18 protein-coding genes, 2 tRNA genes and 1 other RNA gene are annotated in these 20,497 nt (G+C 62.3%); 11 read left to right on the forward strand and 10 right to left on the reverse strand.

Annotated elements, in window-relative coordinates:
• Window positions 1-19 precede the first annotated feature (19 nt).
• Window positions 20-96 (reverse strand) — tRNA-Pro (locus ACE03M_RS05745).
• Window positions 97-178: 82 nt separating this feature from the next.
• Between ACE03M_RS05745 and ACE03M_RS05750 the strand changes: the two genes are divergently transcribed.
• Together ACE03M_RS05750 and ACE03M_RS05755 are read left to right on the forward strand one after the other, a co-directional pair.
• Complete coding sequence (locus ACE03M_RS05750) at window positions 179-670, forward strand: TetR/AcrR family transcriptional regulator (protein WP_485933122.1); 492 nt, start codon at window positions 179-181, stop codon at window positions 668-670.
• 78 nt (window positions 671-748) lie between these two features.
• Window positions 749-822, forward strand: a tRNA-Val gene (locus tag ACE03M_RS05755).
• 84 nt (window positions 823-906) lie between these two features.
• Here the strand turns inward: ACE03M_RS05755 and ACE03M_RS05760 are convergent.
• Window positions 907-1,032 carry a hypothetical protein gene (locus ACE03M_RS05760; protein WP_260848011.1) on the reverse strand — a complete coding sequence of 42 codons (126 nt, stop codon included), beginning with the start codon at window positions 1,030-1,032 and terminating at the stop codon, window positions 907-909.
• Between the two features lie 290 nt (window positions 1,033-1,322).
• Between ACE03M_RS05760 and ACE03M_RS05765 the strand changes: the two genes are divergently transcribed.
• Window positions 1,323-1,868, forward strand: coding sequence for a YceI family protein (locus ACE03M_RS05765; protein WP_143921600.1), 546 nt, complete (start codon window positions 1,323-1,325; stop codon window positions 1,866-1,868).
• Between the two features lie 38 nt (window positions 1,869-1,906).
• On the opposite strand, the gene ACE03M_RS05770 is transcribed toward ACE03M_RS05765, so the two are convergent.
• Together ACE03M_RS05770 and ACE03M_RS05775 are read right to left on the reverse strand one after the other, a co-directional pair.
• Window positions 1,907-2,659 (reverse strand): L,D-transpeptidase family protein, encoded by a 753-nt coding sequence (locus ACE03M_RS05770; RefSeq protein WP_485933123.1) that lies wholly within the window; start codon window positions 2,657-2,659, stop codon window positions 1,907-1,909.
• Between the two features lie 69 nt (window positions 2,660-2,728).
• On the reverse strand, window positions 2,729-4,000 hold the full coding sequence (locus ACE03M_RS05775; RefSeq protein WP_395949466.1) for a uracil-xanthine permease family protein: 1,272 nt from the start codon (window positions 3,998-4,000) through the stop codon (window positions 2,729-2,731).
• Window positions 4,001-4,331: 331 nt separating this feature from the next.
• Here ACE03M_RS05775 and bioB point away from each other — a divergent pair, with 331 nt between their 5' ends.
• Window positions 4,332-5,387: a biotin synthase BioB gene (gene bioB, locus ACE03M_RS05780; protein WP_143921603.1), complete on the forward strand. Its 1,056-nt coding sequence runs from the start codon at window positions 4,332-4,334 to the stop codon at window positions 5,385-5,387.
• 44 nt (window positions 5,388-5,431) lie between these two features.
• Here the strand turns inward: bioB and ACE03M_RS05785 are convergent, their stop codons facing one another.
• Entirely contained in the window at window positions 5,432-6,973 is a 1,542-nt protein-coding gene (locus ACE03M_RS05785) for a fatty acyl-CoA synthetase (RefSeq protein ID WP_143921604.1), read from the reverse strand.
• A 154-nt stretch (window positions 6,974-7,127) separates the two neighbouring features.
• Here ACE03M_RS05785 and ACE03M_RS05790 point away from each other — a divergent pair, with 154 nt between their 5' ends.
• Together ACE03M_RS05790 and ACE03M_RS05795 are read left to right on the forward strand one after the other, a co-directional pair.
• The gene (locus ACE03M_RS05790) at window positions 7,128-7,961 is read left to right on the forward strand and encodes a Nif3-like dinuclear metal center hexameric protein (RefSeq protein WP_143921605.1); all 834 of its coding nucleotides are present in this window, start codon (window positions 7,128-7,130) and stop codon (window positions 7,959-7,961) included.
• 45 nt (window positions 7,962-8,006) lie between these two features.
• Window positions 8,007-8,735: a zinc ribbon domain-containing protein gene (locus ACE03M_RS05795; RefSeq protein ID WP_143921606.1), complete on the forward strand. Its 729-nt coding sequence runs from the start codon at window positions 8,007-8,009 to the stop codon at window positions 8,733-8,735.
• 44 nt (window positions 8,736-8,779) lie between these two features.
• Here ACE03M_RS05795 and ACE03M_RS05800 read toward each other — a convergent pair whose 3' ends face one another.
• Entirely contained in the window at window positions 8,780-9,556 is a 777-nt protein-coding gene (locus ACE03M_RS05800; RefSeq protein ID WP_485933124.1) for a YaaA family protein, read from the reverse strand.
• Window positions 9,557-9,676: 120 nt separating this feature from the next.
• On the opposite strand from ACE03M_RS05800, the gene rnpB reads away from it, so the two are divergent.
• An RNA gene (gene rnpB, locus ACE03M_RS05805) (RNase P RNA component class A) lies at window positions 9,677-10,044 on the forward strand.
• 43 nt (window positions 10,045-10,087) lie between these two features.
• Here the strand turns inward: rnpB and ppgK are convergent.
• Window positions 10,088-10,921, reverse strand: coding sequence for a polyphosphate--glucose phosphotransferase (ppgK, locus tag ACE03M_RS05810; RefSeq protein WP_143921607.1), 834 nt, complete (start codon window positions 10,919-10,921; stop codon window positions 10,088-10,090).
• 1 nt (window position 10,922) lies between these two features.
• A complete protein-coding gene (gene map, locus ACE03M_RS05815; RefSeq protein WP_143921608.1) occupies window positions 10,923-11,831 on the reverse strand; it encodes a type I methionyl aminopeptidase in 909 nt (302 codons plus the stop codon).
• A 164-nt stretch (window positions 11,832-11,995) separates the two neighbouring features.
• Between map and ACE03M_RS05820 the strand changes: the two genes are divergently transcribed.
• Window positions 11,996-12,721, forward strand: coding sequence for a FadR/GntR family transcriptional regulator (locus ACE03M_RS05820; RefSeq protein ID WP_143921609.1), 726 nt, complete (start codon window positions 11,996-11,998; stop codon window positions 12,719-12,721).
• Window positions 12,722-12,887: 166 nt separating this feature from the next.
• On the opposite strand, the gene ald is transcribed toward ACE03M_RS05820, so the two are convergent.
• Window positions 12,888-14,006, reverse strand: coding sequence for an alanine dehydrogenase (gene ald / locus ACE03M_RS05825; RefSeq protein WP_485933126.1), 1,119 nt, complete (start codon window positions 14,004-14,006; stop codon window positions 12,888-12,890).
• 328 nt (window positions 14,007-14,334) lie between these two features.
• On the opposite strand from ald, the gene ACE03M_RS05830 reads away from it, so the two are divergent.
• Genes ACE03M_RS05830 through ACE03M_RS05840 form a run of 3 tightly spaced genes read left to right on the forward strand, consistent with a single transcriptional unit; the run spans window position 14,335 to window position 18,946 of the window.
• On the forward strand, window positions 14,335-14,538 hold the full coding sequence (locus ACE03M_RS05830; RefSeq protein WP_143921611.1) for a hypothetical protein: 204 nt from the start codon (window positions 14,335-14,337) through the stop codon (window positions 14,536-14,538).
• Between the two features lie 3 nt (window positions 14,539-14,541).
• Window positions 14,542-15,900, forward strand: a complete 1,359-nt coding sequence (gene glnA / locus ACE03M_RS05835) for a type I glutamate--ammonia ligase (RefSeq protein ID WP_143921612.1) — start codon at window positions 14,542-14,544, stop codon at window positions 15,898-15,900.
• A gap of 4 nt (window positions 15,901-15,904) precedes the next feature.
• Complete coding sequence (locus ACE03M_RS05840) at window positions 15,905-18,946, forward strand: bifunctional [glutamine synthetase] adenylyltransferase/[glutamine synthetase]-adenylyl-L-tyrosine phosphorylase (RefSeq protein ID WP_485933127.1); 3,042 nt, start codon at window positions 15,905-15,907, stop codon at window positions 18,944-18,946.
• 9 nt (window positions 18,947-18,955) lie between these two features.
• On the opposite strand, the gene ACE03M_RS05845 is transcribed toward ACE03M_RS05840, so the two are convergent.
• The gene (locus tag ACE03M_RS05845; protein ID WP_485933128.1) at window positions 18,956-20,425 is read right to left on the reverse strand and encodes a mycothione reductase; all 1,470 of its coding nucleotides are present in this window, start codon (window positions 20,423-20,425) and stop codon (window positions 18,956-18,958) included.
• Window positions 20,426-20,497 lie beyond the last annotated feature (72 nt).

The raw sequence follows: 20,497 nt of genomic DNA on the forward strand, positions 1-20,497 counted from the left end.
ATGTCGCGACACATCACAATGGTCGGGATAGCGGGATTCGAACCCACGACCTCCTCGTCCCGAACGAGGCGCGCTACCAAGCTGCGCTATATCCCGTGACCAGGAACTACTATAGCGATGGCGACGCGTTCTGAAAAATCGGTTCGGTCGACCAACTGCGAATGGAAGGAAGGTCTCATTGGCACTGACTGCCGGGAGCATCACGACAACTGCCCTCGACATCCTTTCACGATACGGATTTGGCGATCTGTCGATGCGCAGGCTCGCACGTGAGCTCGAGGTTCAGCCCTCCGCCCTGTATTGGCACGTCAAGGATAAACAGGAGCTCTTCGTCCTCATCGCCACACGGATGAACGCTGAGGTGGATGCGCGATGCCCGTCGACTTCTGACCCGCTTGTGGCTGCGATGGCGTTGAGAGACATCCTGCTCACATACCGTGACGGTGCTGAGATCATGTTGCTCGGATACTCGATTTCCCCCGGCGAAGTGACTCCTGGCGCGTTGAGCGTCGACGCATTGGGGCAGACGGTCTCCCAGGGTGTGATGGCACATGCACTGGGTGCCGTGGCGATCGAACAGAACCGCAGACTCTTCGGCATAGAGAATGACGATGCCGGTGAGAACTTCGCGATAATCGCGGCACGCCTCCTGCACGCTGGGAGCGACTGAACCAAGAATTCGTCTGTCTGCCTGCCATATGGCATACTGATCAAGCGCGTTCGGGAGTGTTGCTCCCGAGTTGCTGTGGGGCCTATAGCTCAGTTGGCTAGAGCATCTCGCTTACACCGAGAGGGTCGGGGGTTCAAGTCCCTCTGGGCCCACCCCTGCGCTGTGTCGCGACGTCGTTCCTACGCTGTCGCGACACATTTCTTTTTCCGACACAGGTCGGTCGCACTAACAACGCGTCAGATCCCGTCGACGGTCTCGATGACAGGGAATGGTCTGTCCGTGGCGTTGCCGGCTGCCTCCGAAGCGCGTCTGCCGATGGCGCTGGCGTGCAGTGTGGCTGCGGATACTAGGGGAGCCCGCATTCGGGGAGGCCGAGATAGGGCATCCTTTCCGCATTCCGGAGATTCCCTTCCCCATTTCATTCCCATTCGGGGTGCAAATGACTTCCTCCGTGATCCCAGTGGATTCACCAAAATGCAGGGCTCCTGGGCCCAAGGATGCTTGTCTGTTCAATTTCACGTATGTTCGACATGACAGTACAGCCGAATAGCCGCTACGCTGAACGCATATGCACACCAGTACTTTCACAGTACTGATTTGGGCTCTCGACACCCGGGTCCCACGATCTCAGCTTGGCCGAAGGAGCACGACAATGTCATCAGATGAACAGCTGACCGGAACTTGGGACCTTGATCCCCAACATGCCCGTCTCGGTTTCTCTGCCCGTCACTCAATGGTCAGCCGGGTGCGTGGTGCCTTCAACGTCGTTGAAGGAGTTGCGCACATTGATGCAGGCGATCTCTCGAAGACTGATGTGACCATCACGATTCAGACCGATAGTGTCGATACTCGAACCCCCGATCGTGATGCACACCTTCGCAGCGCCGACTTCTTCGACGTCGAGAAGTACCCGACGATCACGTTCGTCTCCACAGGAATCGATGAGGTCGAAGAGGGCAGTTATATCGTCAACGGAGATCTCACCATTCGGGACATCACTCGGAGCGTTTCGGTTCCCATTGAACTCCTGGGTGTTGACACCGATCAGAACGGTGCGTTGAGGGTCGGGTTCGAGGGTAAACGCCGAATTGACCGAAGGGACTGGGGAGTGAAATGGAACACACCTCTGGACTCTGGAGGCTTGCTCATCAGCGACAAGATCACATTGGAGTTCGAATTCTCACTGATCAAGCGGTAGCCGGTCCGGCAGCAGGAGAAAAACGGCGATAGTCGGGTTCACAATTGCGCCTGGCTGCTGATCGCCATCTCAACCGCGCCGTCATCTTCCCACTCGAAGATTCTCAGCAGCTCATCCTCGGACACCGATACGCAGCCTGCTGTCTGCTGGCTGCCAGTGTTGACGTGGAGGAAGATCGCTGAACCCCTACCTGGCGTTGCGGCAGAGTTGAAGTCAATGACCTGGCCGTAGTCGTAGGCCGGACTCTGGTACATGGATTCCCCAGAGTAGCCCTCGGACTTCTTCTGCATGGTGTTGTAGTTCTTCACTGCGTCTCCGTCGACCCAGACATCGTCCTTGGTGACCGTGACGTATTCGGGCCCGTGGAACTGCTTCGGTTCTGTTTTCACTCCGAACCCGTAGCCCATGCTGTACACGCCGGAGGGAGTCATGCCGTCCCCCTCGCGCTTCTCTCCTGCAGCAGCGATGCCGTTGGAGCCGACATATCCGTCGACGTTCATCGCCGAATAGTACTGCCCGTCCCATTTCTCGCAGGCCTGCACCTCCGCTGTGGAGCCGCCGGTGCCCGAGACGGCAAGCACCTTCTCCGCTGTCGCTGTTGAACTGATGGAACATGTGTCGCCGAGGTGATCCGGCTTGTCCGCGGAAGTGCCGTCGATCAGCCCGGCGCCGAGTCCCTGTGCAGCCTGAGCTGAGTTTCCTGCGAACAAGCCACCTGCGACTAAAGGGACGGCGACACTCGATGTCAGCCGGCGGCGCGTTCCGCGGGAGAGTGAATATACAGGTTTCATGATTGTCTCCTCTTCGTCGGATCCTCATCATCGGGGGAAGGACCTACATGCCCATTCGGGCCACGGACTTCAGGGCGACGCGGGCGGCGCCTCCTCCGCTATCTCCGGACCGGCCTCGGTGCCAGCCTTGTGATCGAGGTCCAGGTCCTGGTCTGTGCCGCGCCATTTCGCTATGCCGCGCATCACCTGATAGATGATGATCGCCGAGGCGGAACCCAGTGCAATGCCCTCGAACTGAAGGTCACCAGGAGTCCACGTGAAATTGGCGATCGCGACGATCAGAGCCACCGCTGCAGTGTTGAGGTTGATGGGGTTGGAGAAGTCGACCTTATTCTCCACCCAGATGCGCACACCCAGCATTCCGATCATCCCGTAGAGGACGGTCGCCGCTCCGCCGAGGACTCCAGGCGGGATGGTTGCGATGACCTCCCCGAACTTCGGCAACAGGCTCAGGATCAAGGCGATGACGCCTGCACACAGGTAGGCGGCCGTTGAGAAGATGCGAGTCGCCGCCATGACCCCGATGTTCTCCGCATAGGTCGTCGTGCCCGACCCTCCGCCTGACCCGGCGAGGACCGTGGAGAGCCCATCGGCGAACAGCGTGCGGCCCGTGATCGAATCAAGGTCACGTCCGGTCATGGCCGACACTGATTTCACGTGTCCGATGTTCTCGGCGATGAGGACGAAGACGACGGGGAGGAAGAGCCCCAGATAACCCAGGTCGAAGGCGGGAGCGTGGAATGCGGGCAGACCCACCCAATCAGCCTGACCAACAGTCGAGAAGTCGATCTGTCCCTGCACCCATGCGGCACCGTAGCCGACGAGGACGCCGATGAGGATGGACAGCCGGCCGAGCATTCCGCGAAACACCACACTGGTGACCAGGATGGTGGCTATCGTGATGAGCGCGGTCAGGGGAGCTTCCTTCACCCAGTCCCAGGCTGCGGGCGCCAGATTCAGCCCGATGAGAGCGACGATGGAACCGGTGACGACCGGCGGCATGGTGACCTCTATCCATCGCACCCCGGCGAAGTGAACGACGATACCCACCAGCGCGAGAGTCACGCCCACGGAGATGATGCCGCCCTGAGCCAGTGCCATGGCATGGGCGTCGAGGTCCTCACCCGAGGTGGCCGCGAACCCTGTGACGGCACCGATGGGCGCCAGCAGTCCGAAGGATGATCCCAGATAGGAGGGCATCATGCCTTTGGTGATGAGTAGGAACAGGAGTGTTCCGATTGCAGTGAAGAACAGTGTCGTCGAGGGAGGGAAGCCCGTGAGCAGCGGCACGAGGAATGTCGCTCCGAACATGGCGACGACGTGCTGGGCTCCGATTCCCACTGTCCGCGGCCAGCTCAGCCTTTCCTCGGGCAGAACGGTCTCACCAGGACGGATCGTCTTTCCATCCCCGTGCTGCCTCCAACCCGACTTGCCGTCAAAGGGGCTGGATGCCGGTGTCGCCTCGTTGGGGGATGCCACCACTCGTCTCCTCATCCGCCCACCCGAAGGCGGCGGCGTCTGTTCGTCATGCATTCTCTGCCGTGAGCAGTCTATTCGTTTTCACCCACCCTGCATGAGCCGACCCAGCCAAACCCTGATACTCTATTGAACACCGTTCAGGAGCGTGTTCCTGCACCGAACGCTCATCTGCCGCAAAGAGGAGAATCCACCGATGACCAACTGGTTCGACAGCCTTGCCGACTCGATTCTCGATGGGGGCGTGATCACCGAGGGACAGGCGGTGGCAATGCTGGCAACGTCCGACGCCGACCTGCTTGAGCTCGTGGCCGCCGGATCCAGACTCAGACGCACGCACTTCGGTATGACCATCAAGCTCAACTACCTGGTCAACCTCAAATCGGGCCTGTGCCCCGAAAGCTGCAGCTATTGCTCGCAGGCCCTTGGATCGGCGGCACCGATCCTGAAGTACTCGTGGCTGAAAACCGACGAGGCGGTGAAGCAGGCAGATATCGGGATCCGCGGAGGCGCCTCTCGGGTCTGCCTGGTCGCCAGTGGACGAGGACCGGGGAATCGAGACGTCGAACGCGTCAATGACATCGTCACACGACTCAAAGACGCTCATGACGACGTTGAGGTCTGCGCATGCCTGGGAATCCTCAAGGACGGTCAGGCAGAGTCCCTTTTGGAGGCCGGTGTCGATGCCTACAATCACAACATCAACACCGCTGAGTCGTTTCACGACACCATTGTGAAGTCCCACACCTACACCGATCGGACGAACACGGTCGCCAAGGCGAAATCGGCCGGACTCTCTCCCTGCAGCGGGCTCATCGTCGGCCTGGGCGAAAGCGACGAACAGGTCGTCGAAGCCCTGTTCGCGCTGCGCGAGCTCGACTCCGACTCGATCCCCATCAATTTCCTGGTCCCGTTCGACGGAACGCCCATGGAGGGACAATGGAATCTCACTCCCGCCCAATGTCTGCGAATCGTCGTCACAGCACGATTCGTATGTCCCGACAAGGAGATCCGCCTCGCTGGTGGGCGAGAGATCCACCTGAGGTCGCTGCAGGCCCAGGCGCTGCACGTGGCGAACTCAATCTTCCTCGGCGACTACCTCACAGCGGAGGGACAGGCCGCCGAAGACGACATCGCGCTCATCCGAGATAATGGGTTCACCATCATCGGCCAGGAGGCTGGTCCCGATGCCTCACGCCCTCCCACGATCAGGGCTCGGGGCGCGGGCACCACGCAGGGCGCCAACGCGTGAGGGCGACCCTGGCACCAATTCGCGGCCGGAACCTGGTCTGAGGTTCAGGCCTCGCGCAGCTGACGTTTGAGGATCTTGCCTGCGGAGTTCTTGGGCAGTTCGGCCACGAAGTCGACTCGCTTTGGCACCTTGAATCCAGCCAGACGGTCCTTGACATGGGTGAGCACATCCGCCTCGGTGATCTCGGGCTGGTCGGATTTGACGACGACGAAAGCGGTGACGGCTTCGATCCATTTCTCATCTGCGACCCCGACGACGGCCACCTCGGCGACCTGGGGGAGTTCGAAGATTGCGTCCTCGACCTGTCGACTGGCCACAAGCACGCCGCCGGTGTTGATGACATCCTTGACTCGGTCGATGACCTCGATGAAACCGGATTCGTCCACCGTGACGAGGTCACCGGAATGGAACCAGCCGTTGTCGAAGGCTTCAGCGGTTGCCTCGGGCCGATCCCAGTAGCCTTCGCACAGCTGCGGCGAGCGGTAGAGGATCTCGCCCTGTTCCCCGACGCCGACATCGTTTCCGGTGCTGTCGACGACGCGGGTCTCGACGAAGAAGACGGGTCTGCCGGCCGAGGAGGCGTGGTCATCGTGTTCCTCGGGCCGCAGCACGGTGCACAGGGGCCCCATCTCGGATTGGCCGAAGCAGTTGTAGAAGCCGAGCTTCGGCAGACGCTGCCGCAGCTTCCCAAGCACCGGTCCGGGCATGATCGAGGCGCCGTAGTAGGCCTTGCGCAGGCTCTCCAGGTTACGGGTGTCGAGGTCCGGGCTGTTGGCCAGGGCGACCCATACCGTGGGGGCCGCGAAGAAGGAGTTGATCTCGCGTTCTTCGAAGATCGCCAGCAGCTGCTCGGGAACAGGTGCGGGCACGACGATGTTGTGCGCCCCGATGGACAGCAGAGGAATCAGAAAGACGTGCATCTGCGCCGAGTGATACAGCGGAAGAGCGTGGACGACGCGGTCAGTGGGTGCGAAATCGAGGCTCATCAGCGATGACATGTATTCGTGCACGAGTGCACGGTGGGTCATGATCGCTCCCTTGGGCGCCGAGGTGGTGCCCGAGGTGTAGAGCAGCTGTGCGACGTCGGTGTCCGCGACGTCGAATTCGCCAGGAGCGGCCGGAGCAGTGTCCGTGGCGGTGGCAGTTTCAAGGAGCGTGGCGAAGTCCCTGACCTGTACGGCGGCACCGGTCGGCGTTGCGCTGACTGCGTCGAGGAGATCGGCATCGGCGAAAGCGAACTTCGCTCCGGAGTTTTCCAGAATGTAGTTGAGCTCGTCGTTCTTGAGCTGATAGTTCACCGGCACATGGATGAGACCGGCGCGAGCACATCCGAGGTAGAGGAGGAGATAGAGATCTGAGTTCTTCCCGTAGGCGGCGACGCGATCACCCTTCTGCGCTCCGAGGGCTACGAGTTCACGCGCGACGGCCGTGACCGCAGAGTCCAGGCTGGAATAGGTCCAGGTGCGGTCGCCGAACTCGACGGCGATGTCGTCGCCGAAACGTCCCGCGCTGCGACGCGCGATATCGGCGACGGTCGAGGAGAAGTGAAGATCGGGCGACGGTGTGGTCGATGCATTCGTAGTCATGGCCCAAATCTATAGCCGAAGGATCGCCGGGTGAACCGCGTCTCACATATTTTCCCGGTGTCCCAGACAATTCTGTGTTGCGAAGTCGCTCCCGCTGAGGCCCCGTGGTGACCAGCGCCTGACCGCTGCTGCTCGGATGTAATACTGTGGTGGCATGAGATACCCGAAGGTCAGTGAGTGTGTGGACGTCTTCGAAACACTGTGGCCTGCGGCCCTGGCTGAGAGCTGGGATTCGGTGGGGCTGGCCGTGGGGGATCCCGATGCCGAGGTCCGTTCTATCCTGCTCGCACTCGACCCCATGGACGCGGTCATCGCCGAGGCGGTGGTGCTGGGCTCGGACCTCGTGTTCAACCATCATCCGCTCATGCTCAAACCTGTGAAGTCCGTCAATGCCGCAACCCTGAAGGGCGGCGCCGTTCACACCCTGATCAGCAATGACATCGCCTTGTTCAACGCCCACACGAATGCGGATTCGGCGCGTGGGGGAGTCTCGGATGCGCTCATCTCCCTGCTCGGCATCGAGGACGCAGTCCCACTCGTCCCTCATGCTGAGGGATCGAGCACCGGCATCGGCCGCGTCGGAGACCTCCCCACGCCGACGCCCGTCCGCGATATCGCCCGCACTCTCTCGAACCGTCTGCCGCGGACGACGACGGGTGTGCGCATCGCCGGCGACCCGGCCGCAGCCGTGACCCGAGTCGCCGTCTGCGGTGGAGCGGGGGACTCCCTGTTCGACGAGGTCAGGGCCAGCGGCGCAGATGTCTACATCACCGCTGACCTTCGCCACCATCCCGCCACCGAGGCCCGCGACACCGCCAATAGGCAGGGAGGTCGACCACAGCTCATCGATGTCTCCCATTGGGCGTCGGAGACCGTCTGGCTCACCGCGGCCGCGGAACAGCTGGAGACCGAATTCGCCGAGCGCGGATTCAGCATCGCCCTGCAGCATTCGGCGGTCAACACCGATCCCTGGGTCGAACGCTATTGACTCCCTGCACACGACCCCTGACGCCTCGATGACAAGGAACCCAGAATGCTGATCACCGCCGAACAACGCACAGAACTCGAGTCACTCATCGAACTCGCCTCCCACGGACGCGCGCTGCGACACGAGCACGACAATCCCACCCAAGCGTCGGCGTTGAAGGACCTCGTGTCTTCGCACAAAGAGCTCGAGGCCAAGAAGACCGAGGCCGCCGAGGTGGTGGAGAAGTTCCGTACCGACGTTGCCGAGCATGCCGCGGCCATCGAATCGCAGAACGCTCAGATCAAGAAGAAGACTCTCGAACTCAACGACGGAACCGGACTGACCAGCCGAGATCTCGTGAATCTGCAGGGCGAGATCTCCGGCCATGAGGAACGGGTCGCTGAACTCGAGGAGGCTGAGCTCGGTTCCATGGAGGAACTCGAATCCGCTGAGGCCGTTCTCTCAGAGGTGGAGTCCTCCCTCGCCGAGGTGATCGCCTCCGGCCGTACCATGCAGAAGTCCATCAAGGACCGCAAGGCGGAGTTGGCCGCGGAGCTTGAGGCCAACAGTGCCTCGGCGCAGAAGCTGAAGGCCGACCTGCCCGAGGCATTAGTTCGACAGTTTGACCAGAATGTCGCTGCGGGCGGGCCCGGGGCTGCGATCCTGAACGGGCCGAACTGCCAGGCCTGTGGCCAGGAGATCAGCGGCATGGCATGGAAGGGCATGCTGCTCGAGGACCCGAATCAGACCTATGAGTGCGAGGAGTGCGAGGCGGTTCTGCTGCGCAAAGGCTGAGGCGAGCCCACGGACTGTGACTGACCTCTGAGAGCTGCAGGGCCTCAGTCGCGCAGCACGATCGTCAGCGCCGCCGGTCGGCTCTTGGCATGCGGGGTGAACTCGACCTCATAGGACTCTTCGGCCCGTGAGAGCAGATCCGCAGAGCTTGTCGGCAGCTCACGCTCGTCTGCGAGCAGTCGGCCGACGAGCTCGCCGCGATAGTACTTCGCCCAATGGGAGACCACGCTGCGTTTGGTGCCGTTGACCTTGACTGCTCCCAGGGTCACGACCTGCTCATGCGGGCCCGGCCAAGCGGCTCGGTAGTCGCTGGAGCGGCAGTCGAGGATCACCTCGGCGGGGTCGATCGTGAATGATTTGGCCAGGACCGGCTTCCACCACGAAGACAGCTTTCCGAGGGTGCCCAGGTCCGTCTTCATCGCCAGCCGATAGGCGGGGATCGGATCGAGACCGTTGACTTGGCCGAAGAGTGCCGAGAACACGTGGACGTTGCGCAGCCGCTGCGCCAGGGTCTCGTCGGCCATGGCATCGGCAACGAGGTCCGGGGCCCCCATCGCTTCGTAGAGAACTCCGGAGTACGTCTGCAGGGCCGGGGCGCACGGGATGGTGTCGAGACTGATATTGCGTTCGACGTCGGCTGAGAGTGAGGCTCCCACGCCCAACTGACCCAGCGCGTCTTTTCTTTTGGAGACCTTCTGCAGGGCACTCAGGACCTTCTTGCGCTGCGGGTTGAGATCCGGTGCCGAAAGTCCTGGGAGGTCGAGTGGGGAACCCGAATTCGCGGGAGTCTTACCTTCTGAGGGCGGTAATAGGATCTTCACCTCACCATCGTAGGTCCCAACCCTTGGGCCACGAATCGCCGTCCACGTTAGATTCGTCACTGCTGGCTCATCGCCGCGACGAAGGGTCCCGGCGATGAGGGTAGACTTCTGTACTCGAGGACAGGTCACCAGACGGTCGCGGCTCTTTCACGAGGGCTGAGGAACGTCCGGGCTCCACAGAGCAAGGATGGTGGGTAACACCCACCCGGGGTAACCCGCGGGCCAGTGCAACAGAGAGCAGACCGCCCAGTTCCGACTGGGTAAGGGTGAAACGGTGGTGTAAGAGACCACCAGGGTGCCGGGTGACCGGCACCGCTGGGTAAACCCCATCCGGAGCAAGATCAGACAGGCGACGTTCGAGGCTGCTCGCCGAGTCGTCGGGTGGATTGCTCGAGGCCGGTGGCAACATCGGTCCCAGATAGATGACCGTCCGTCGAGAAGGGCAACCGACTCGATGACAGAACCCGGCGTATCGGTGGCCTGTCCTCACCTCACGTCTGGCGGTCGCGACGTCTGGCAGTCGCGTCAGATCTAGGCCGACCCCTTCTTCACTTTGGCCTTGCCGTTGTTGGCAGCCAGAATGGCGGCACCGACGATGCCGGCATTGTTGAACAGCTTCGCCGGCCGCAGCTCGGCGCGGGTGCTGATCAGATGCAGGAACTCTGCATGCGATTTCGAGATGCCTCCGCCGATGAGGATCACATCGGGGGCCACCAGAAGTTCGACCTGCGAATAGTACTGCTGCAACCGCTGAGCCCACTCCACGTAGCTGAGATCCTCGCGCACCTTGACCGATTCAGCTGCCTGGGTCTCCGCGTCCCGGCCGTTCATCTCGATGTGTCCCAGCTCCGTGTAGGGCACCAGACGCCCCTGGGTGAAGAGTGCTGTTCCGATGCCGGTGCCCAGGGTCGTCAGCAGCACTGTCTTCTTCCGGTATCTGCGACCGGCACCGAAGGTCATCTCGGCCAGTCCTGCCGCGTCCGCGTCGTTCATGATGTAGAAGCGCCGGCCGGTGTGTTCGGTGAGGATCGCGGTGATGTTCGACCCGATCCATGACTGGTCGAGGTTCGCGGCGTAGTCCACATGGTCATCACGGACGACGCCGGGGAACCCGCAGCCGATCGGCAGAGCGTCCAGCGCAGATCGGTCGTCCACGACTCCCAACTCGAGCGCCTTGGACACGAGGAGTTCGACCACCTGTGTGATCGCCTCGGCCACAGCGACAGGGGAGCTGGGCTTGGGGGTGAGCACCCGCGCCCGCTTGAACGCCAGATTGCCGGTCTCCGTGTCGACGAGCGCGGATTTGATTCCCGTTCCGCCCACGTCGACTCCAATGGCGAAGCGTCCCTGCTGATCGTCTGTCATCTCAGTCCTGTCGGGTCATGGGCCCTGCAGCGATGGCTGCATCGGCATCGGGGAGGGTGAGGATGTCGGCACCGGTCTCGGTGACGACAAGTGTGTGTTCGAACTGGGCGGAGCGCTTCCGGTCCTTGGTGACCACTGTCCAGGCATCGTCCCAGACGTCCCAGTCGACGGTTCCGAGGTTGAGCATCGGTTCGATGGTGAAGATCATCCCCGGTTCCATCACCTCGGCGTGGGCGGGCGCGGCGTCGTAGTGGGGAACGATGAGACCGGTATGGAACTCCCGTCCCACCCCGTGTCCGCTGTAGTCACGGACGACTCCGTAGTCGAAGCGCTTGGCATACTTCTCGATGACTCGACCGATGACGTTGATCTCGCGGCCCGGTTTGACGGCTTTGATTCCGCGCATCGTGGCCTCCCACGTCCGCTCCACGAGCAGTCGGGACTCGTCATCGACCTCGCCGGCATAGAAGGTGTAGTTCGTGTCTCCATGCATGCCCTCGATGTAGGCGGTGATGTCGACGTTGACGATGTCCCCGTCGGCGATGACCGTCGAGTCGGGGATGCCGTGACAGATCACCTCGTTGAGCGATGTGCACACGGACTTCGGGAATCCGCGATAGCCCAGTGTCGAAGGATAGGCACCGTGGTCGCACATGTACTCATGGGCGACTCGGTCGATCGCATCGGTAGTCACTCCGGGTTCGATCATGTCACCCACAACGGCCAGAGCGTTCGCCGCGATACTGCCCGCCACGCGGACCTTCTCGATCTCCTCGGCGGAGTAGAAGTTGCTGCCCCTGCCTTCGTCGGCATCGGCGCGACCGACGTATTCGGGTCGGGTGATGTTCTGGGGGACACCCAGTTCAGGAGAGATGGTTCCGGGCGTGAGCAGGCGAGGCATATCAGTCATGGTGACTTCGATTCTAGAGCGGTTGAGCCCCGATATTCCACAATTGCGCTGTCTGCCGGTGCGAGGGGGCCATCGGAGAGGAATTAGAGTGGAGACAGGTATTGTCGCCTGCGTGTGCGACGACAGGTTGCAACAATGGACGAGACGAAACGGAAGGGGAAATGATGAACGAGCAGACTGCCTCGGTCGGTCCCGAGTTCTCCGGTCTCAGCGATGTGGTGAGTCTGACGAGCGCACCCCAGCAGATCGCGGACCACATCCTCTCCGGCATCGCCGTGGGCGCGCTTCCCGAAGGCACTCTGCTGCCCGGTGAACGAGCCCTTGCCGCCGATCTTCAGGTCTCACGCTCGAGTGTGCGCGCGGCACTGCTGCGGCTGGAGCGGCTCGGGGTCGTCGAACGGCGGCGTGGGCGCGGCGGCGGAACTTTCGTGTCCAGCGCGGAACCGACGGCTCTTGCCCCGATGGCCGATCGCATCGGTGAGTTCCATGCCGAACGCAGAAATCTTCTCGATGCCCGTGCGATCTTTCAGAACAGTCTGGCCGCGACTGCGGCTCTGCGGCGAACCGAGGAAGAGCTCACGGAGCTCCGGGAGTTGGCACAGAGGTATTCTGAACGCGCCGAGGCAGGTGTGGCCAGAACGGCTGACGCGCAGTTCCACTTCGCCATCGCTCGAGCCGGGCACAATCCCGAGCTCGCACGCATGGCCATCGATATCGACACCAGGATCAACGCGGGCTTCCGCCACGACCCCTTCTCCCACAAACTCTTCGACCATGCGGTGGCCGATCACGCAGCCATCGTCGAGGCGATCGCCGACCAGGATGCGAATGCCGCCGGCCAGCTGTGCGAGGAGCACTTCCGGTCGACGACGATGCCGCCGGCCAGCTGAGACCATACCGGCTCCGCCGCGGCTTCCAGCGCCCGTCTTCTACGCGTCCAGGGCTGCCCTGGAACAATCAGGACAGCCCGGGAACAATGCGCAAGGCCGACATCAGGTCAATGGTGCCGGCCTTCCGCATGCGTGCTTCAGGCGAGGTTCACCCGGGCTCGTACGTTCAGTTCGCCAGGGCGTGTGCGACGGAGACGGCCTCGAGACCGAAGGCCTCGGCAACGTTGTCGTTGGTGACGTGCCCATTGTGGATATTGAGTCCACGAGCCAGACCCGAATCCTTCGACAGAGCTGCGTGCCATCCCTGGTTGGCGATCTTGACCGCGAACGGCAGAGTCGCGTTCGTCAGTGCGGCCGTGGCCGTATTGGGCACCGCACCGGGCATGTTCGCCACACAGTAGTAGATCGAGTTGTGCACCTCGAAGGTGGGATCGTCGTGGGTGGTGGGCCTCGAGTTCTCGAAGCACCCGCCCTGGTCGATGGCGATGTCGACGAGCACCGAGCCCGGTTTCATACCCGCGACCATCTCGTCGGTGACGAGTTTCGGTGCCTTCTTGCCGGGGATGAGCACCGAACCGATGACCAGGTCGGCAGAGGCCAGGGACTTCGTGATCTCGTATTTGTTCGAGACCTTCGTAGCGATCGCCCCGGCAAAGGTCTCATCGATCTGACGCAGGCGGGGAATGTTGATGTCGATGACCTCGACGGCAGCACCCAGGCCCAGGGCCATACGAGCGGCGTTGGTGCCGGCTACTCCTGCACCGATGACGACGACATTGGCCCGTTCGACACCGGGGACGCCTGAGAGCAGGATGCCGCGACCGCCCGAAGCCTTGAGCAGACTGTGGGCGCCGACCTGCGTTGACAGCCGCCCAGCGATCTCACTCATCGGAGCCAGAAGCGGCAGGCCTCCACCGTCGGGCGCAACCGTCTCGTAGGCGATCGCGGTGGTCCCTGCACTCATCAGTGCCTGAGTCAGCGCTTCGTCTGCTGCCAGGTGCAGGTATGTGAAGAGGATCAGGTTCTTGCGCAGGAAACCGTATTCTTCGGCGATGGGTTCTTTGACCTTGAGGACCATGTCCCCGGCGGCCCAGGTGGACGCCGCATCCGCAGCGATCGCGGCACCAGCATCGGTGTACTCATCGTCGGTGATGAATGACCCGAGTCCGGCACCGGCCTGAACCGTGACTTCATGTCCATGTGAAACGAGCTCGTGGACACCGGCAGCGGTGATGGCGACGCGGAACTCGTTGTTCTTGACCTCGGTGGGCACTGAAATGCGCATAGCTTTCCTTCTCTCATGTTGCCCCATGGGCAGTTCCAGCCAGATCGAACTGTGGCTGAGGATACATCTCACTGTATTCCTTTGAAGGTCTGCAGGGCAAACCTTTATCGCTAGTATTCGTGCACGTGCCTACGGATTCGGTGGAATATCGACCACACCGGTTCGAAAAGACCATATTTTGTTGCATTCAGACACAGAAGCGTTCCAGTTTTTGGAGGTCACAGGCGTGTGCGGGCGAAGTCGTGCGGTGCGGTCCTGGCGGCGACAGACAGAACCGGTAAGCTGAAATCTGTCAGGGATTCACCACACCCACGATGAAGGGTTCGACATGGGACTGTTCAAAGATATCGACGATGCTGATTCGAAGTACTACTTCAATCTCAAGACCAACTCGGTTGAGCGTGGCCTGGTCAGCGATGCGGACCACCGCATGGGCCCCTACGAGACAGAGGAAGTGGCTCGAGCCGCCCTCGAGCGGGCCCAGGCCCGCAACGAAGAGTGGGAAGAAGACGACAAGAAGTGGAACGGCTGAGGAATGTCGCGTCAGGAAGAATTCGTTCTTCGCACCGTTGAAGACCGTGAAGTACGCTTCATCCGCCTGTGGTTCACCGACGTCCTCGGCGGGCTGAAGTCGGTTGCAGTGGTTCCGGCAGAGCTCGAAGGGGCATTCTCCGAAGGAATCGGCTTCGACGGATCCGCCGTTGAGGGACTCTCACGAGTCTATGAGGCAGATATGGTCCTCAAGCCCGATCCCTCAACGTTCTCGCTGCTGCCATGGCGTGGCGAGAAGGAACCTACCGGGAGGATGTTCTGCGATATCCACGTGCCTGGGGGAGAGCCGGCGCAGGCTGATCCCCGCAACGTTCTCAAGCGGACGCTGGCAAAGGCCGCGGAGAAGGGTTTCTCCTTCTATGTTCACCCGGAGATCGAGTTCTACCTGTTCAAGACGGACAACCTCGATCCGGGCACCGGCATCCTCGAGGGAACAAGACCCATCCCCGTTGACACTGCCGGCTACTTCGACCATGTCAACGGCGGTACCGCCAACGACTTCCGCCGCTCCGCAGTCACCATGCTTGAAGCCATGGGATTGTCCGTCGAGTTCTCTCATCATGAAGCCGGTCCTGGGCAGAACGAGATCGACCTGCGCTACGCGGACGCGCTGACCATGGCCGACAACATCATGACCTTCCGATCGGTGATCAAAGAAGTCGCGATCTCTCAGGGCGTCTACGCATCCTTCATGCCCAAGCCGCTCAACGATCATCCGGGCAGCGGAATGCATACACATGTCTCACTCTTCGAGGGGGAGAACAACGCCTTCTTCGAGCCCGGAGCCATGTATCAGCTGTCGAAGACCGGCAAGCAGTTCATCGCAGGCCTCCTCACCCACGCAGCAGAGATCACCGCGGTGACGAATCAGCACGTGAATTCGTACAAGCGCCTGTGGACAGGTCACGAAGCCCCGTCCTACATCTCCTGGGGACACCGGAATCGTTCGGCCCTGGTCCGCGTGCCGCAGTACAACTCGGGGAAGTCCTCCTCCGCGCGCATCGAATACCGGGCTCTTGATTCCTCTGCCAACCCGTACCTGTCCTATGCCCTCATGCTCGCGGCCGGGCTGAAGGGCATCGAAGAAGACTACGAGCTGCCCGAGGAGGCCGAGGACAACGTGTGGCAGCTCTCGGACACCGAACGCCGTGCGATGGGAATCCAAGCGCTGCCCTCCAGTCTGTCCCACGCCCTTGAGATCATGGAGCAGTCCGATCTGGTCGCGGAGACGCTGGGCGAAGAGGTCTTCGACTTCTTCTTGCGCAACAAACGGCGGGAATGGAACGACTACCGCGCTCAGGTCACTCCGTTCGAGCTCAGCAAACACTTCACCTCGATGTAGTCTCATGGCCCGGATCACTTCGCGCACGTCGGTTGTCACCGAGTCTGCCGCTCGATTCCTCGACGAGATCGATGAACTCCTCGGCCAGCCCCTGGCCACCGACTCACGCTTCATCGATCTCCTCGAGGCGACACCGGATCCGCACGCGGCCGCCCTCGGTCTGCTGCGGGTCCTGGAGGCCGCAGGCGAGTCCGCGCCGCAGTTCCTCGATGCCATCCGTTCGGGGACCGCGGAAGATCTCGCCGAGGATGAGATCGACCGTGCTCTGCTGAGGCGGGTGCTCGCAGTCATGGGCACGTCGGAGGCGATGGTCGACCACCTCGTGCGGCATCCGGAGTCTCTGCCGCAGCTGGTGGAGCGGTCACCGTTCCTCATGATCTCCACTCCCGCGGCCTCGGCGGCATCGCTACGCAACGATCTGCTGGCCAGCGTGGGAGCCGATCCTGATGATCCTGCGCCCACGGCGGACCACCTCGGCGAGGAGGCGATCAAAGATCTTCGTCGCACCTATCGCGACGCACAGCTGCGGCTGGTCGCCGATGATCTCGTCGCCGAGGCGCCGGAGGAGATCGTCGATCATGTGATGGCCGTGCTCTCGGACCTGGCAGCGGCTGCCATGGATGCTGCTCTGGCCATCGCCAGGGCAGAGCTCGATCCTGAGGGCACGGTTCGCATCGCTGTGATCGCCCTGGGCAAGACCGGGGCCCGCGAGCTCAACTACGTCTCCGACGTCGATGTGGTCTTCGTCCTCGATTCGTCGACGAGTGATGAGCAGCGCGATCTGGCCACGGAGGTCGCCCAACGAATGCGAGGCATCCTCTCCGATGCCGGCGCGGAGCCTGCTCTGTGGGAAGTCGACACGGCGCTGCGTCCCGAGGGCAAGGCCGGGGCACTGGTGCGGACGATGTCGGAATTCACTCGCTACTATGCGGACATCGCGAAGAACTGGGAGTTCCAGGCTCTCCTCAAGGCTCGTCCGGTGGCCGGTGATGTGGGTGTGGGTGAGGAGTTCGTCGAGACACTCCTGCCGCTCGTGTGGGAGGCCGCCAGCCGGCAGGGGTTCATCGACGGCATCCGTTCGATGCGCCGTCGCGTCGTGGACCTCATTCCGGCCGCCGAGGCGCCCCGACAGATCAAGCTGGGACGGGGAGGACTGCGCGATGTGGAGTTCTCCGCACAGCTGCTCCAGCTGGTCCACGGTCGCACTGACGAGGAGATCCGCACACCGAACACGCTCGTGGCCCTGGAGGAGCTGAGCGAACACGGGTACATCGGGAAAGAGGATGCCTTCGTCTTCTCCGCCGCTTACCGTTTCATGCGCGTGGTCGAACATCGAGTCCAGATTCCGCGGATGCTGCGCAATGCGCTCATTCCCGACGACGATGAGAAGCTGCGCATCCTCTCCCGATCGGTCTTCACCTCCGGCTCACGAAGTGGACCCCGGCTGGAAGAGACCCGCAAGGACTATGCGAAGCAGGTCACCCGCCTCCACGATCAGATCTTCTACCGTCCCATCCTCGACGCGGCAGTCGGAGTCCACGGCGCCGTCGTCGATGCCCACAACCGCGGCAGCAGCATGCAGGCCGCCGCCGACCGCCTTCAGGCCTTCGGCTACCGCGATCCACAGGGTGCTCTGTCCCACATCAAGGCGCTGACCTCGGGCATGTCACGCACAGCACTCGTCATCAAACAAGTTCTTCCGGCATTGCTGGACTGGTTCTCAAACGGAGTCAGTCCCGATGCCGCGCTCCTGGCGTTCCGCCGGCTCACGGACTCGCTGTCGTCCTCCGGCTGGTTCCTCAAGATGCTCCGCGATTCCGGTCTGGCCGCGAAATCGGTGGCCGACGTCCTCTCGCTGTCCGGCTATGCCAGTGAACTGCTGCTGCGCCAGCCGGCCGCAGTGGCCTGGCTCGACAACTACGACAACCTCACCTCCCGTGATCCGAAAGCACTCGAGGCCGAAGTCGGAGGTCTCCTCAAACGACATGCGGCATCGGCGATCACGCCGATCCGGGAGACTTACAGCCGTGAGCTCCTGCGCATTGCTCTGCGTGACGTCCTCGATGTCGGGGACCGGGCGAAGGTCCCCGGCGATCTCTCGGCACTGATGGATCTGGCAGTCAGCGGCGCGCTGCAGGCCGTCCGTATGGACCTCGACCAGCCCGAGACGCCGCTGTACGAGTTCGCGATCATCGCAATGGGCCGGTGGGGCGGAAACGAGATCGGCTACTTCTCCGATGCCGACGTGACGTTCGTCTACCGCTCTGTCGGTGAGGAGCTCGGGGCCGAGGACAAAGCGAAGCTGAGCAAACACGTCACCAAGCTCGCACTCGGTCTCGGCAGCCGGCTCAAGGCCAGCGACGCTGCGCAGGGCATCGATCTCGATGCGGATCTGCGGCCCGAGGGTAAGAACGGGCCGCTGGTCCGAGCGCTGTCCTCCTACCGGGCCTACTATGCCAAGTGGTCTCAGCCCTGGGAGGCACAGGCGTTGCTGAGGGCTCGCCCGGTCGCTGGAGACTCCGGCCTCATTGAGGACTTCACCGAACTCATCGATCCGCTGCGGTACCCGGTGGAGATGCCGACGAAGGCGCTGACCCAAGTCCGCACGCTCAAGGCGCGGATGGAGGACGAGCGCCTGCCTCGCAATGCGGACAAACGCCGACACCTCAAACTGGGTCGGGGCAGCCTCTCCGACGTCGAGTGGACGGTCCAGCTCCTGCAGCTGCAGCACGCCCACCAGATTCCCGGCCTGAGGACGACCTCGACACTGGCAGCGCTCAGTGTCGCAGCCGAAGAAGGGCTCATCCCCGCGGATGATGCCGAGGAGCTCGCGGCCGCATGGCAGTTGGCAACAGATGTTCGATCAGCCGTCATGCTGTATCGGGGACGCACAGCCCAATCACTGCCGGAGGAGCATTTCGAGCTAGAGGCCACGGCCCGACTGCTCGGATATCCGGCGGGCGGCGGTCACGAACTCGAAGACGACTACCTGCGCACCACCCGCCATGCCAGGAACATCATGGAAGAGCACTTCTACGGCTTCTGAGAAACCTGATCAGTCCCCATCGAACTCAAGGCCCAAGAGTGCGTTCTCAACGACCTCGGGCAGAGCCGGATGAATCCAGTACTGCCGCTTTGCCACCTCGTCAGCGCGCTGTCCGAATGCCATCGCCTGGATCAGTGGCTGGACGATCATCGACGCTTCGTGACCGACGATGTGAGCGCCCAGGATCTGATGCGTCGACTTGTCCGCGATGAGCTTCACGATGCCGGGGTCATCGGCCATCGCCCAGCCGTACGCCACGTCGGAGTACTTCTGCACCTTCACACTCGTCGCGTGACCGGCCTGCCGAGCCTCCTCCTCTGTGATGCCGACGTAGGCGACCTGAGGTGAGGTGAACACGGCGCCGGGAACCGCGTGGTGATTGACCTCCCGCAGATCCGCCTCGGCGGCGCCGCCCGGCTCTCCGGCCGCCACATCGACGGTGAGATTGTCACCGACGACATCGGCCTCGTGATTGGCCACGTGTTTGAGCTGGTGCGGGGAGCTGATGTCGCCGAGGGCGAACACGCCGGGGACCGGCTGTCCGTGGGCGAGGACACGCTGGCGTGAATCGACGCTGAGACGCGCATCATCGAGAACATCGAAGCCGGCGTCGACCACATTCAGACCTCTGGTGTTCGGTGTCCGTCCGGTGGCGATGAGAACCGCATCCGCGTCTATCTGCGAGGGAAGATCGACATCGCCGAGGCGGCCGCTTGCCTTCAGTGTCACCGACACTTGGTCGTCATCGAAACTGTATGAGGCCACCTCAGCTCCGCGGTGGACCGTATGGGTGCGTTCGAAGAGGTCCGTGAACTCCTGTGAGACCTCCTCGTCGATGTTTCCCAGCAGGCGGGGGCCACGTGCGATCACGGTCACCTCGGTGCCGAACCCGGCGAAGACGTGGGCGAACTCCATTGCGATGATGCCGGATCCGATAATGACCAGCCGTTCGGGCTTCGCAGGGATGCGCATGATCGAGTTCGACGTGAACACGGGATAGCCTTCGGTGTCGACAAGCTGCGGATCCAGGCCTTCGGCGGCGGGGATGACAGGGGAGGCGCCGGCCGCGATGACGATGCGATCAGCAGTCATGTCCTGACCCGAGGCGGTTCGCACCGTCTTGGCCCCTGTGAAGTGAACGTGTTCGGCCACGACAGTGACATTGGGTTGGCGATCGCCGCTGCGGTAGTCCCGGCCTCCGGCTTCGATGGCATCGACACGGTCGAAGATGCGCTTCTGCAGCGCCGACCAATCGACGCTGTTGAACTCCGTAGAGAGGTTGTAGTCCGTTGCGTCGGCGGCCTGCTCGGCGATCGTGGCGGGATAGACGAACATCTTCGTGGGAATGCACCCGACGTTGAGGCAGGTTCCGCCGAAGTGCCACTCCTCAGCAATCGCCACGTTGAGGCCGGAGAATCGGTCGTCGAGGAACATGTTCCCCGAGCCTGTGCCGATCAGAAGGAGATCGAAATGCGTCATTGTCCATCCCTGTATCAGTTGTGGTCACCATAGAAGTCCGCCCTGCTGGGAAGCATTGAAGGGCGCCCCCGG

The organism is Brevibacterium sp. AGC70, assembly GCF_057334195.1.

Coding starts and splice junctions, on each gene's coding strand:
- ACE03M_RS05765 (WP_143921600.1), top strand. CDS start 1,323: ATGTCATCAGATGAACAGCTGACCGGAACTTGGGACCTTGATCCCCAA.
- ACE03M_RS05840 (WP_485933127.1), top strand. CDS start 15,905: ATGGCCCGGATCACTTCGCGCACGTCGGTTGTCACCGAGTCTGCCGCT.
- ACE03M_RS05845 (WP_485933128.1), bottom strand. CDS start 20,425: ATGACGCATTTCGATCTCCTTCTGATCGGCACAGGCTCGGGGAACATG.
- ACE03M_RS05790 (WP_143921605.1), top strand. CDS start 7,128: ATGAGATACCCGAAGGTCAGTGAGTGTGTGGACGTCTTCGAAACACTG.
- ACE03M_RS05820 (WP_143921609.1), top strand. CDS start 11,996: ATGAACGAGCAGACTGCCTCGGTCGGTCCCGAGTTCTCCGGTCTCAGC.
- ppgK (WP_143921607.1), bottom strand. CDS start 10,921: ATGACAGACGATCAGCAGGGACGCTTCGCCATTGGAGTCGACGTGGGC.
- ACE03M_RS05770 (WP_485933123.1), bottom strand. CDS start 2,659: ATGAAACCTGTATATTCACTCTCCCGCGGAACGCGCCGCCGGCTGACA.
- ald (WP_485933126.1), bottom strand. CDS start 14,006: ATGCGCATTTCAGTGCCCACCGAGGTCAAGAACAACGAGTTCCGCGTC.
- ACE03M_RS05760 (WP_260848011.1), bottom strand. CDS start 1,032: ATGCGGGCTCCCCTAGTATCCGCAGCCACACTGCACGCCAGCGCCATC.
- ACE03M_RS05795 (WP_143921606.1), top strand. CDS start 8,007: ATGCTGATCACCGCCGAACAACGCACAGAACTCGAGTCACTCATCGAA.
- bioB (WP_143921603.1), top strand. CDS start 4,332: ATGACCAACTGGTTCGACAGCCTTGCCGACTCGATTCTCGATGGGGGC.
- glnA (WP_143921612.1), top strand. CDS start 14,542: ATGTCGCGTCAGGAAGAATTCGTTCTTCGCACCGTTGAAGACCGTGAA.
- ACE03M_RS05830 (WP_143921611.1), top strand. CDS start 14,335: ATGGGACTGTTCAAAGATATCGACGATGCTGATTCGAAGTACTACTTC.
- ACE03M_RS05785 (WP_143921604.1), bottom strand. CDS start 6,973: ATGACTACGAATGCATCGACCACACCGTCGCCCGATCTTCACTTCTCC.
- map (WP_143921608.1), bottom strand. CDS start 11,831: ATGACTGATATGCCTCGCCTGCTCACGCCCGGAACCATCTCTCCTGAA.